The organism is Streptomyces sp. NRRL S-340, from assembly GCF_000720185.1.
Taxonomy (GTDB): domain Bacteria; phylum Actinomycetota; class Actinomycetes; order Streptomycetales; family Streptomycetaceae; genus Streptomyces.
Genome location: NZ_JOIY01000019.1, coordinates 54,513 through 66,556 on the forward strand (window position 1 = coordinate 54,513; position 12,044 = coordinate 66,556).

Sequence of the window (12,044 nt, forward strand, 5' to 3'; positions counted from 1 at the left end):
CACGGGACAGGCTGGTTCCCATCGCGGGGTAGCCTGAGCGGCGCCGCTCAGGCTACCCCGCGATCACTTCGCGACCTGCTCGCTCTCCGCCTGCTGCGCCGCCGCGTCGATGGACGCGAGCGACTTCCGCACCTGGTTGCGGTCGGTGGTGTACCAGAAGTCCGGCAGCGAGGCCTTCAGGTAGCCCCCGTAGCGGGCTGTGGCCAGCCGCGGATCCAGGACGGCGACCACTCCCCGGTCCCCCGACGCCCGGACGAGGCGCCCGGCGCCCTGGGCCATCAGGAGGGCCGCATGCGTCGCGGCGACGGCCATGAAACCGTTCCCCCCGGCTTCCTCCACCGCCTTCTGGCGGGCGCTCATCAACGGGTCGTCCGGACGCGGGAAGGGGATCTTGTCCATGACGACCAGCTGGCAGCTGGGACCGGGGACATCGACGCCCTGCCAGAGCGAGAGGGTGCCGAACAGGCAGGTCTTCGGATCGGCCGCGAAGTTCTTGATCAACTCGCCCAGGGTCTCCTCGCCCTGGAGGAGGATCGGGAACTCCGGGAGGCGCGAGCGCAGCTCCTCCGCGGCGAGCTGGGCCGCCCGCATCGACGAGAACAGGCCGAGCGTCCGGCCGCCGGACGCCTGGATCAGCTCCGTCAGCTCGTCGAGCATGTCCCCGCGGTCGCCGTCCCGCGCGGGGCGCGCCAGGTGCTTGGCGACGTACAGGATGCCCTGCCTGCGGTAGTCGAACGGCGAACCGACGTCCACCCCCTTCCACTGCGGCACGTCATCGCCCTGCGTGCCCTCGGGGGCCAGGCCGAGTGAGGCGCCGACGCCGTTGAAGTCGCCGCCGAGCTTCAAGGTCGCGGAGGTGAGCACCACGGAGCGGTCGGTGAAGAGCTTCTCCCGCAGCAGTCCCGACACGGACATGGGGGCGACGCGCAGCGAGGCGCCGAAGCGGTCGTGGCGCTCGTACCACACCACGTCCCATTCGGAGCCGTTGGTGATCCGCTCCGCCACATCGTGCACGTTCTCCACGGAGGCGAGCGCCTGCTTGCGGACCGCGTCCTCGTCCTGGACCGACTTGTCACGGGTGGCGCCGATGGCCGAGATGACGGTGCGGGAGGCGTCGCGCAACGCCATCAGCGCATAGCCGAGATCCTCCGGGATCTCCTCCAGACGACCGGGAAGGGCCAGCTCCATCAGCCGCTCGAAGCCCTCGGCGGCCGTCTGCAGCTGGTCGGCGGCCTTCTCGTCGACCAGCTTCGCGGCGCGGCGCACCGCGCGGTTGACCTGCCCCGGGGTCAGCTCACCGGTGGCCACGCCGGTCACCCGCGAGACCAGCTCGTGCGCCTCGTCGACGATCAGTACCTCATGCTGCGGAAGGACCGGCGCGCCCTCGATGGCGTCGATCGCGAGCAGCGCGTGATTGGTGACGACCACCTCGGCGAGCTTGGCGCGCTCGCGGGCCATCTCGGCGAAGCACTCCGCCCCGTAGGCGCACTTCGAGGCGCCCAGGCACTCGCGGGAAGAGACCGAGACCTGCGCCCAGGCCCGGTCCGAGACGCCCGGTGTGAGGTCGTCACGGTCCCCGGTCTCCGTCTCGTCCGACCAGTCGCGCAGCCGCAGCAGGTCCTGCCCCAGCCTGCTGGTGGGCGCTGCCGCCTCGAACTGGTCGAACAGGCCCTCCTCCTCGTCCTGCGGCACACCCTCGTGCAGGCGGTGCAGGCACAGGTAGTTCGACCGGCCCTTGAGCATCGCGAACTCCGGGCGGCGGCGCAGCAGCGGGTGCAGGGCGTCGACCGTGCGCGGCAGGTCCCGCTCGACCAGCTGGCGCTGCAGGGCCAAGGTGGCCGTCGCCACCACGACCCGGCCTCCGTGCGCGAGCGCCGGCACGAGGTAGCCGAGCGACTTTCCGGTGCCGGTGCCGGCCTGGACCAGCAGGTGCGAACCGTCGTCGATCGCGTCGGAGACGGTTTGGGCCATGGTCACCTGGCCGGGGCGCTCCGTACCGCCGACGGCGGCGACGGCGGCATGCAGGAGTTCGGGGAGAGAGGGCTTCGTCATAGCGCGACCACCCTACGGCTCCGGACTGACAAACGGGTCCCGGACGCCGGGACGGGAGGCGGTGCACCGGTGTGCGGGCCCCTCGGTCCGGTACCGGTGCCCGGCCCTTCCGGCCCGGGGCCCGGAGCGGAGCCGGAGGAGGGCGGCCCGAAACGGGGCGGTGGAAAGGGGAACCGGTTCGCGTCGGCCGGTGTACCAGAAGTGACAAGGACGTGGCGGACTGTCACAGCGGCCTGCGGGAGGTCCGGTCGCGAAGCATGAGGGCGGCCCGTTTGCCGGGCAGGTCCACCTCGGCGGAGAGCCGGAAGCCGGCGGCCCGGAAGGCGGAGAGGGAGGGTGCGTTGCGAAGGTCGGGTTCCGCGACGACGCGGGAACAAGCGGGACGCTTGGCGAGTACGAGGTCGGCTACCGCTGCCAGCAGGGCGCTGCCGATACCCCGTCCGCGGTCGGCGGCGCTCCCGATGAGGAGGTGGACACCGGTGTCGTGCGGACGTGCGCGGTAGTGGCGGGCCAGGGGATCGAGATCGGCGCGGTAGATCTCCCAGTAGCTCATCGGCATGCCGTCCAGCAGTCCGATGCAGGGAACGCTGCGTCCGTCGCCGTCCACCTGCGCGCGCAGGTGCTGCTCGGTCACGCTCGGTGGCCCGGCCAGGTGCCAGAACTCGGCGACCGCGGGCTCGTTCATCCAGCGGCCGACGACCGGCAGGTCACGCTCGACCAGGACGGTGACCAGCTGGAAGGTGCCGACGGGCGTGACGGTGGGTCCCCAGTCTCCGACGCCGTCGAGGAGGTCGGCCCGGCCGGCGGCGCGCGCTCGGGCCGGCTCGGCGAAGAGCGCGACGAAATCATCAGGCAGACGCAGGTCGAGCGTGTCCTCGGCGTCGCCGCACTCCTCGGCGGCGCGGGGACGCGAGACGGGACCGGTCGTGCCCGAGCCGGTGTCGCGGAGCCCCGCCGCAGGGCCCGGATCCGTTCCGGCGGGGGACGGGGTGGCGGGGACGTGACAGGGGGCGGCGCCGGCGTCGACGGGAGACATGGGGCGCTCCTCTCGGAAGGCGGTGGCGGGGACGAGGTGGGACACGGTCCTCGGTGGCGGGGGGGGCGTGTGCCGTGTGGCGTGTGACGTGTGACGAGGCTGATCGGAGGTGGGGCGGCGGGGAGGATCCGGTGTCGGGACCGGTCCGTGGCACCGGCGGGGCCGGTCGCGGGTCCGCGGTGGCGTTCAGCAGTGGAGGGGGTTGGTGACGGTGACGTAGACGGACTGGGTGTCGACCGGACCGACGAGTTCGTCCAGGCCGTGCAGCCGGGTCAGCAGGTTGGCCTTGCACGGCAGGACCGGTGAGTCGAGCAGGCGGGCGGGCAGCGTGGAGCGCATGCGCCCCGGGCCGGTGGCGGCGTCGGCGAGGAAGCGGCGGAAGGCGGCCAGGAGCAGGCTCTCGTCGGCGAGGCGCTGGGAGCCGAAGGCGCCGATGAGCCCGAACACGTTGTTGAAGCCGAGGTAGTAGAGGAAGCGGTCGTCGGTGACCTCGTCGGAGACGAAGGTGTCGCTCCGGGCGCCGATGCCGGGCAGCCGGGCGTCGAGTTCCGCTTGCCGCGAGGCGCGGAAGTAGTAGCCCTGGTTGTCGCGGTAGCGACCGCCTGCGGGCCAGCCGTCGGCATCGAGCAGGAGCAGCGTGTTCTGCTGGTGCGCTTCGAGGGCGATCCCCGCCTCGCCGTCCAGCCACAGCACCGGCCGGATCACCTGTTCGAGGTAGCGGAGGAACCACTCGGCGGCGACGGCTCCCCGCGGACGTCCGGTTCGGGCGGCGAGACGCATGATGACCTCGGCGAGGCGGGAGCGCGTCGCCTGACCGGCCGCCGCCCGGGACCGGCTCTCCCCCGGTGGCGGGCACGGCGCGCTCCAGGGGGAAGGCCTGGGGGCGACGAGCCCGGCGACACAGGAGACGTCGTCCGCCGGGCCGAAGGGATTGTGACGGATCATCACGTCCAGCCCCGGCACGGGGGCCCCGTCCTGGTCGTCGACGGCCACCCAGGCCGGGTCGCGCACGATGTCGAAGCCGGGGTGGGCCGCCCGCCACTGCTGGGAGAGACCGCTGCGCAGCAGGCGGTGGACCTCGACGCCGCGGTGCAGTTCCTTCCGGAGGTTCTCACGACGGGAGTTGGTGATGCGAAGGCCCAGGGAGAGCTTGAGCATGGCGGGCGCGCCACTGCGGTGGACGGTCCTTACGGAGGAGGTCGGATGCCAGTCGGGGCCGTGAGGCCCTAGGTCGAGCAGCAGGCCGGCGTCGAGGAGTGCCCTCACCTCGGGGCGATGCAGTACCTCGCGCATCTGCCAGGGGTGCAGGGGCAGGAGTGCGTGGCCGTCGGGCACCCGTGGTCCGTCTCCGGCGAGCCGGGCGGTGATGCGGTCGGCGGACACGGGTCGCCCGGACTCGGTCCAGGCCGAGTCGGCGGCGAGGGCGGCGGGTGCCACCGCCATCCAGTGCAGGGCGAAGGATCCCCGTGACTCGGGTGAGTAGTGCCGGGCCTCGGCTTCCGAGAGACCCTCCCGGCCCTTGGGGGCCGGGTGCAGCGGATGTCCGAACAGGAGGGCTTGTTCAGCGGAGAGGAAGCGGTCGGGTCCGTCGTCCGGGTGGGCGCGACGGTCGGCGAGGAAGAGAGCGGTACGGCGGACGGAGTCGGCGACGCGGGCCACCAAGTCGACCGCCTCGCCCTGGGCTCCGGTGTCGGTGGAGGCTGCCGGCGCCTGCGGTGTCAGGGGTGGAGCGGCCGGATCGGCCGCTTCCCGGGCGAGCAGTGCGGCGACCGTGACGGCGTCGGCCGGTGCGGCGCCCTGGGGAGCGCCGGCCAGGCGGGGCGGCCCGAAGCGGTGCCAGCCGGCCGGTGACCAGTGGTGGACCGGCACCAGCAGCGCGGTGCCACTGGCCGGGAGGGGGATGCGGAGGAAGCCGTCCTGGGGATCGCGGACACCGGTCTCACGGACCCAGCAGCGCAGCAGGTTCTCGACCCCGGCGGCCTGGGCGGCTGCGAACGGGTCGGGGTGATCCAGCAGGTCGGCCGGGACGTCTCGGCCGGCAGCGGCCGTCGCCTGCGGCGGCTGGTGGGGGGAGGGAGTGCCCGGCTGATGAGGGACCGTGTCGTTCGCCTCGGGGGGAGGAACGGAGTGACCGCGGTGTGTGGGGGTGGTGTTCAAGGCGGTTCCTCGGTGTCGGGGGCCGTCCGTGTCGCACGCGCTGCCTGCGTCGGCAAGGTGGGCCGCGTCGTCTGTGTGCTCTGTGCGGTCTGTGTGATCTGTGCGATCTCTATGGTCTGTGCGCCCTCTGCGACGTCTGGGGTTCTCGGCCGTCTGTCGGTGCGTGTCCGGAGACGGGGGCGGCCGGCGCGGTGGGCCACGGGGGTCTGGCCGCGGGCGTCAGTCCGTTCCGTCCGGGCCGGTGGTGGACGGCGGTCGCCGTCCCAGCGGGGGGAACTGCCCGCCCACGCGTCCGGGCCGGCTCAGGGCTGCCGCTCCGACCGCGTCGCACAACCGGTCGAGCACCGCCGTCGCCTGCTCGTCGGTGAGGGTCAGCGGGGGCAGGAGCCGGACCACACTGGCGTGACGGCCGCCGAGTTCGACGATCAGACCCCGTCGCAGGCACTCCCTCTGCACGGCGGCGGCGATCCCCGGCGCGGCGGGCGGCCGGCGCACCGCGGGGTCGGCCGGTGGCGCCACGGACCGCCGGGTGCCGTCGCCCGCCGCGCCGGGGATCGCCGCCGGGCCGGCGGGGGCCGGTCCCGCACTGCCCCCGTCCGCGGCGCCTGCCGCCCTCTCCCCCGGCTCCGTGGCCGCTTCCGACTCCGCGTCGGGATCGACCAGTTCGAGGCCGAGCATCAGCCCGCGGCCCCGCACGTCACCGACGCAGGCATGGTGCCCGGCCAGTTCACGGAGCCGGGAGAGCATGCGGGAACCGAGGACGGCGGCGCGTTCGGCGAGACGGTTCTCGCGGACGTGGGCGAGGGTCGCGGTGCCCGCTGCCATGGCGAGCTGGTTGCCGCGGAAGGTTCCGGCGTGGGCGCCCGGTTCCCAGACGTCGAGGTCGTCGCGGTAGACGACGACGGCCAGCGGCAGGCTGCCGCCGATGGCCTTCGACAGCACCATCACGTCCGGCGTCACCCCGCTGTGGTCCACCGCCCAGAAGGCGCCCGTGCGGCCGACTCCGGTCTGGATCTCGTCGGCGATCAAGGGCACGGACCGTTCCTCGGTGAGCTGCCGGATGCGGCGCATCCAGGTGTCCGGCGCGGGGATCACCCCGCCCTCGCCCTGCACGGGTTCGAGGATCATCCCGGCGGGCAGCGGGACCCCGGACTTGGGGTCGTCCAGTACGGACTCCGTCCAGCGGGCGGCGAGTTCGGCCCCGCGGGAGCCGCCGAGCCCGAAGGGACAGCGGTAGTCCTGCGGGTAGGGCAGCCGCGCGACCCGTACGTCGCAAGCGTGACCGGACGCGGCGAGCGCGGCCTCGGTCATCCCGTGGTAGGCGCCGGTGAAGGCCATGATGCCGCCGCGTCCGGTGGCCGTCCGGACGAGTTTGAAAGCGGCCTCCACAGCGTCCGTCCCCGCAGGCCCGCAGAACTGCACGCGGGCCCGGTCCGCGAGGCCGGCCGGCAGGGTGCGGAACAGCTCGGTGACGAAGGCGTCCTTGACGGGGGTGGCCAGGTCGAGGGCGTGCAGGGGCGCGCCGGAGTCGAGGACCTTGCGGACGGCTTCCAGGACGACGGGGTGGTTGTGCCCGAGGGCCAGGGTGCCCGCGCCCGAGAGGCAGTCCAGGTAGCGCCGGCCGTCCGCACCTTCGATGGTGAGCCCGCGCGCCCTGACCGGCACGATCGGCAGGACGCGCGCGTAGGTGCGGGCCGCCGACTCACGCGCGGACTGGCGCCGCAGGATCCCGTCGTGCAGGAGGTGCGCGTCGTCCGACGCGCACCTCTCGTGCGCAGACTCCGTCACGGTCACGGCTCCCTGTCCTCCGCTGTCCCAGGACACCGGCCTGCGCCTTGGCGGCGGGCCGGACTGCGGGTCCCACTGCCGCACGGCATCGAGCGCCTGCGGCCCCCTCGGCCGCGTGGCGTCGATGTCGCGGCCGCGCTGAGGGCCGTACGCCCGGCGCGGACACGGGCACCGGCGACGACGGCGTCTTCGGCGGTGCGGCGTTCGAGGGCGCGTGGGTCTGGTCATGGACAGCGGGAACCCCACCGCTATAACCGCGGACGATCCTTGCGGTTACGGGTCCGCTCAGGGTCAGGGTCAGGCGGGCGCGGGACCGGGTTCACGGAGCGGCACCGCTCAGGTCAGGGACGCCTGCGACTCGACGACCACGCCGTAGAGGTCTCCGATCGTCGCCAGGGCGCTGTGGTGGATCTGCCGGGCGTCCAGCCAGGTGCCCACCGCCTGGAGCGGGCGCGTCGCGCACGCGTCGGCGACCACCGTGGGCCGGTTGCCGCGCAGGAACGCGCCCTCGGCGGTGAACAGCACGCACATGTGCGTCATGAATCCGATGACGATGACGTCCTCGTTGCCGGCGGCGTCGACGTGCTTGCCGAGTTCGGTGTCGACGAACGCGTTGGGCGCCTTCTTCACGACCACGGGCTCGCCCTCGGCCGGCGCGACGCTCGGGTGGATCCGGCCGGTCTCCGCGCCGATGTCGTACGGAGTGCCTTCGCCGCCGTCGTGGACGACGTGGATGACCTTCGTGCCCGCCTCCCGGGCCCGGGCCAGCAGGGCGGCGGCGGAGTCGAGCGCGGGCCGCCAGCCTGCCAGCTCCATCACTCCGCCGACGTAGGTGTTCTGGTAGTCGACCAGGATCAAGGTCGAGTGCGCGAGCGAAGCCGGCGTCGCGTCGAGGCCGTTGAGTTCGCGCAGAGTCGTCGTCGTCATGGAAATACCCCTCAGCCGATGCACCGAGCAGTCGAAGCCACTCGGGTTCCTGGAGCGCGGCCGTGCGTGCGGTGACCGGCCACGCACATGAACCTACGAGCCACCGCCGCGTGTCGGCAATGTCGCCTAACCTGCAGATCCAGACATCAGTCCGGACACGGTTCCGGGTGCAGCAGCGGACATCGGTTCCGCCGGACGGACGGAGATCCCGTGAGCGTCGTGGAACGACTCGTCGTCATCGTTCTCTTCGAGGGGGTCGACCTGCTCGACGTCACCGGCCCGCCCGAGGTGTTCTCCCTGGTGCAGCGCGAGATGCCGGAGCCGACGGGTTACCGGGTGGTCCTCGCCGCAGAGACGATGGACCCCGTCACCACGTCCGCCGGCGTACGCCTGCTCCCCGACACCACCTTCGGCGAGGTGGCACGAGGCGGCGTCGACACCCTCATCGTGCCCGGTTCCGTCGAGGCGGACGGCCGGCGGGGCGTACGGGCCCGGACCGACCCCGCGGTGGTCGACCGGGTGAGCACGCTCGCCGGCCGGGCGCGGAGAGTCGCCTCCGTCTGTGTCGGGGCGCACCTCCTGGCCGCCGCGGGACTCCTCGACGGCAAACGCGCCACCACCCACTGGTCGACCGCCCGGCAACTCGCCGACGAGCACCCCGCGGTGCGGGTCGACGCCGATCCGATCTTCATCCGGGAGGGCGACACCTGGACCGGCGCGGGGATCAGCGCCTGCCTCGACCTGTCGCTCGCCCTCGTCGCCGACGACTTCGGCGAGACGGTCGCGCTGCGTGTCGCCCGCCAGCTGGTGATGTACCTGAAACGGCCCAGCGGGCAGAGCCAGTTCAGCGTGCCGCTGGAACCCGTCTCGCGCACGCGGCGCGTGGAGGACCTCCGTCACCACATCCTGCGGCACCTCGGGGAGCAGCTCACCGTGGCGGACCTGGCCGAGCACGCCCGCCTCAGCGAACGGCAGTTGACCCGGGTCTTCAAGGCCGAGCTGGGCATGACACCGAGCGCGTACGTGGAAGCGGCCCGCGTGGAAGCGGCGCGCGGTCAGCTGGAGTCCACCGACGCCACCCTCGAACGCATCGTGTCGGTGTGCGGGTTCGGGACGGCGGACACGCTGGTCCGGGCGTTCCGCCGCCGGCTCGGCACGACGCCCACCGAGTACCGGCGCCGCTTCCGCTCCCCCTTCGGCGAACCGGCGCCGAACCGGGAGTTCTCCGGTTGATCGGCCAGGTCAGACGGCTTGTAGCCGAACCGTTGCCGTTCCGTGGGCGGTGGCCCACAGCAACCGCATAGTGTGTGGTGCCGTTCCGGCCGCCGTGGCCGAGGCCCGTGTCCCACCCGGGACCGGTGTGCCGTCCCGGCGGTATCAGCACGTCCGTTCACAGCAGGGGGAGTCGAAACATGCGACCCATACGCCCATCCGTCACCGTTCGCCGGGGAGGGCGCGCCCGGCGCTCGCCCTTCCCCGCGCTGGCCGCCGTCGCACTGGTCTCGACCCTCGCGCTCACCGCCACCGGCTGCAACTCGGACGACACCGGCGCGGCCGGCGAGCCCTCCGCCTCCGCGGCCGCCGGTGGCTCGGGGGCCACGGGCGACGGCAAGATCACGATCCCGGACGACATCCGGAAGAAGCTCAAGGAGCACGGGATCGACGTCGACAAGTGGAAGAACGGCGCCTGGAAGAACTGGAACAAGGACGACTGGCTCCGCGAGGCGAACGACTTCGTCAACCCCATCATCCAGGGCCTGTGGGACCCGGACCGCATGCGCCGGGCCAACGACCCGGACAAGGGCGTCGACGACAACGACATCTCCGGTGACCAGGGCGTCACGGACCCGGCTCCGGCGCCCGTGCAGGCTCAGAAGGTGGCGCCGCCTTACCACACCAGCGCGGCGACGGCGGGCAAGGTCTTCTTCGACTCCCCCGAGGGCACGATGGTCTGTTCGGCCACGGTCGTCGAGGACCCGGCCCACCCCGGCAAGTCCAACCTGGTGTGGACGGCGGGGCACTGCGTGCACGCCGGCAAGAAGGGCGGCTGGTACCGCAACATCGCCTTCGTGCCGTCGTACAACGACGCGGGCCGCAGCACCGCTCGACTGCAGGGCGCCACACGGGAGCAGGTCGCCCCGTACGGGGTGTGGTGGGGCGACTGGGCGCAGACCTCCGACCAGTGGATCAAGCAGGGCGGCGCGACCGGCGGGCAGGGCGCGAGCTACGACTTCGCCGTCATCCACGTCACTCCGGAGAAGGGCGGCAACGGCAAGTCGCTGGAGGAGACGGTCGGTTCCGCGCTTCCGGTGAACTTCGACGCGCCGGCCGTGCCGAAGGTGCAGAGCATCACCGCGACCGGCTACCCGGCCGCGCCGCCGTACGACGGGCAGTCGCTGTACCAGTGCCAGGACAGGCCGGGACGTCTGTCGGTCGCGGCCGCCGACCCGACGATGTACCGCATCGGCTGCACCATGACCGGCGGGTCCTCCGGCGGCGGCTGGGTCGAGAAGGGCACGGACGGCAAGCCCGCGCTGGTGTCCAACACCTCGATCGGCCCGGTGACGGCGGGCTGGCTGGCCGGTCCGCGGCTGGGCACGGTGGCCAAGGGCGTCTACGACTCGGTCAGCAAGAAGTTCGCCGTGCAGTGAGCACGGCCGCAGGCCGGTGACCCGGCCACGGCGGCGGGGTGTCCTACGGAAACCTTCACCACCCCGCCGCCGTTCGTACCCGTCCCCACCTGCATAGTGGGGCAGCACACACACGAACCAACGGGGGTTCATCACATCATGCGTTCCACACGTACGTCCGCAGTGCCCCGGCGCGCGCGCCGGGGCACTGCCCTCGCCGCCACCGGTCTCGTCGCGGCGCTGACGCTCACCGCCACGGCCTGCGACGACTCGGGCGACGGCGCGAGCGGCAAGCCCGGCACCAGCGGTTCGCAGGCCGTGGGCGGCTCCCGGGCCACCGGCAGCGGCGACGGCAGGGGTCACCTCCCGGCCGACCTCGCGAAGAGGCTCAAGGACCACGGGATCGACGTCGACCGGTGGAAGAACGGCGGCTGGAAGAACTGGGACAAGGACAAGTGGCTCAGCGCCGCCAAGGACTTCGTCAACCCGGTGATCAAGGGGCACTGGAAGCCTGAGCGGATGAAGTCCGCCAAGGAGGCCAACAAGACGGTGTCCACTCAGGACTCCGCCGCCGGCCAGGGCGTCAGCGACCCGGCGCCGCGGCCCGTCCAGGCCCAGGCCGAGAAGACCCCGTACCACCAGCACGCGGCCCCGGTCGGCAAGGTCTTCTTCGACTCGCCGCAAGGCTCGATGGTCTGCTCCGGCACGGTCGTCAAGGACGTCAACCACCCGGGCAAGTCGAACCTGGTGTGGACCGCGGGTCACTGCGTCCACGCCGGCCAGGGCGGCGGCTGGTACCGCAACATCGCCTTCGTGCCCGCCTACAACGACCTCGGCCGGTCCGCGTCGCAGCTGAGCGGCGCCAGTCCGACCGAGGTCGCCCCGTACGGCGCCTGGTGGGCCGACTGGGCGTCCACCTCGGGCCAGTGGATCCAGGGCGGCTCGGAGACGGGCGGTGCCGGTGCCGCGTACGACTACGCCGTGCTGCACGTGAAGCCGGAGACCGGCGCGAAGTCGCTGGAGGAGACGGTCGGGGCCGCACTCGACGTGGACTTCTCCGCCCCGCAGGCGCCGCAGGTCGCCACGATGGGTGCCTGGGGATACCCGGCCGCGCCGCCGTACAACGGTCTGACGATGTTCCGCTGCCTGGACCGGCCGGGCCGGCTGTCGCTGAGCCCGTCCCTGCCGACGATGTACCGGATCGGCTGCACCATGACCGGCGGGTCCTCCGGCGGCGGCTGGTTCCGCGTGGTGGGCGGGAAGACCGAACTGGTCTCCAACACCTCCATCGGTCCGTCCGACAACACCTGGCTCGCGGGCCCGCAGCTGGGCAAGGGCGCCGAGGCGCTGTACGAGAACATGAGCCGGACCTACGGCGGCCGGTGACACCGGCATGACGCGGGCCCGCCCCCCTTCCGTCGAAGGGGGGCGGGCCCGTGTGCTGCTCGCGCCGG

8 protein-coding genes are annotated in these 12,044 nt (G+C 72.7%); 3 read left to right on the top strand and 5 right to left on the bottom strand.

Annotated elements, in window-relative coordinates:
* Window positions 1-63 precede the first annotated feature (63 nt).
* The 5 genes from IG64_RS16755 to IG64_RS16775 all read right to left on the bottom strand — a co-directional run bounded on the left by IG64_RS16755 (window position 64) and on the right by IG64_RS16775 (window position 7,960).
* The gene (locus tag IG64_RS16755; RefSeq protein WP_037856790.1) at window positions 64-2,052 is read right to left on the bottom strand and encodes an ATP-dependent DNA helicase; all 1,989 of its coding nucleotides are present in this window, start codon (window positions 2,050-2,052) and stop codon (window positions 64-66) included.
* 223 nt (window positions 2,053-2,275) lie between these two features.
* Window positions 2,276-3,088 (bottom strand): GNAT family N-acetyltransferase, encoded by an 813-nt coding sequence (locus tag IG64_RS16760; protein WP_037856792.1) that lies wholly within the window; start codon window positions 3,086-3,088, stop codon window positions 2,276-2,278.
* A 186-nt stretch (window positions 3,089-3,274) separates the two neighbouring features.
* On the bottom strand, window positions 3,275-5,245 hold the full coding sequence (locus IG64_RS16765) for an IucA/IucC family protein (RefSeq protein ID WP_078884048.1): 1,971 nt from the start codon (window positions 5,243-5,245) through the stop codon (window positions 3,275-3,277).
* A 219-nt stretch (window positions 5,246-5,464) separates the two neighbouring features.
* The gene (locus tag IG64_RS16770; RefSeq protein WP_078884049.1) at window positions 5,465-7,039 is read right to left on the bottom strand and encodes a diaminobutyrate--2-oxoglutarate transaminase family protein; all 1,575 of its coding nucleotides are present in this window, start codon (window positions 7,037-7,039) and stop codon (window positions 5,465-5,467) included.
* Window positions 7,040-7,369: 330 nt separating this feature from the next.
* Window positions 7,370-7,960, bottom strand: a complete 591-nt coding sequence (locus IG64_RS16775) for an isochorismatase family protein (RefSeq protein ID WP_037856793.1) — start codon at window positions 7,958-7,960, stop codon at window positions 7,370-7,372.
* A 210-nt stretch (window positions 7,961-8,170) separates the two neighbouring features.
* Here IG64_RS16775 and IG64_RS16780 point away from each other — a divergent pair, with 210 nt between their 5' ends.
* The 3 genes from IG64_RS16780 (at window position 8,171) to IG64_RS16790 (ending at window position 11,976) form a co-directional block, all read left to right on the top strand.
* Entirely contained in the window at window positions 8,171-9,193 is a 1,023-nt protein-coding gene (locus tag IG64_RS16780) for a GlxA family transcriptional regulator (protein WP_037856794.1), read from the top strand.
* A 179-nt stretch (window positions 9,194-9,372) separates the two neighbouring features.
* Complete coding sequence (locus IG64_RS16785; RefSeq protein WP_037856795.1) at window positions 9,373-10,611, top strand: trypsin-like serine peptidase; 1,239 nt, start codon at window positions 9,373-9,375, stop codon at window positions 10,609-10,611.
* A 138-nt stretch (window positions 10,612-10,749) separates the two neighbouring features.
* Window positions 10,750-11,976, top strand: coding sequence for a trypsin-like serine peptidase (locus IG64_RS16790; RefSeq protein ID WP_037856797.1), 1,227 nt, complete (start codon window positions 10,750-10,752; stop codon window positions 11,974-11,976).
* The last annotated feature ends 68 nt before the right edge of the window (window positions 11,977-12,044 follow it).

What these genes read in the sequence shown, in the direction of transcription:
- IG64_RS16755 (WP_037856790.1), bottom strand. Translation starts at nt 2,052, where the DNA reads ATGACGAAGCCCTCTCTCCCCGAACTCCTGCATGCCGCCGTCGCCGCC.
- IG64_RS16775 (WP_037856793.1), bottom strand. Translation starts at nt 7,960, where the DNA reads ATGACGACGACGACTCTGCGCGAACTCAACGGCCTCGACGCGACGCCG.
- IG64_RS16760 (WP_037856792.1), bottom strand. Translation starts at nt 3,088, where the DNA reads ATGTCTCCCGTCGACGCCGGCGCCGCCCCCTGTCACGTCCCCGCCACC.
- IG64_RS16790 (WP_037856797.1), top strand. Translation starts at nt 10,750, where the DNA reads ATGCGTTCCACACGTACGTCCGCAGTGCCCCGGCGCGCGCGCCGGGGC.
- IG64_RS16785 (WP_037856795.1), top strand. Translation starts at nt 9,373, where the DNA reads ATGCGACCCATACGCCCATCCGTCACCGTTCGCCGGGGAGGGCGCGCC.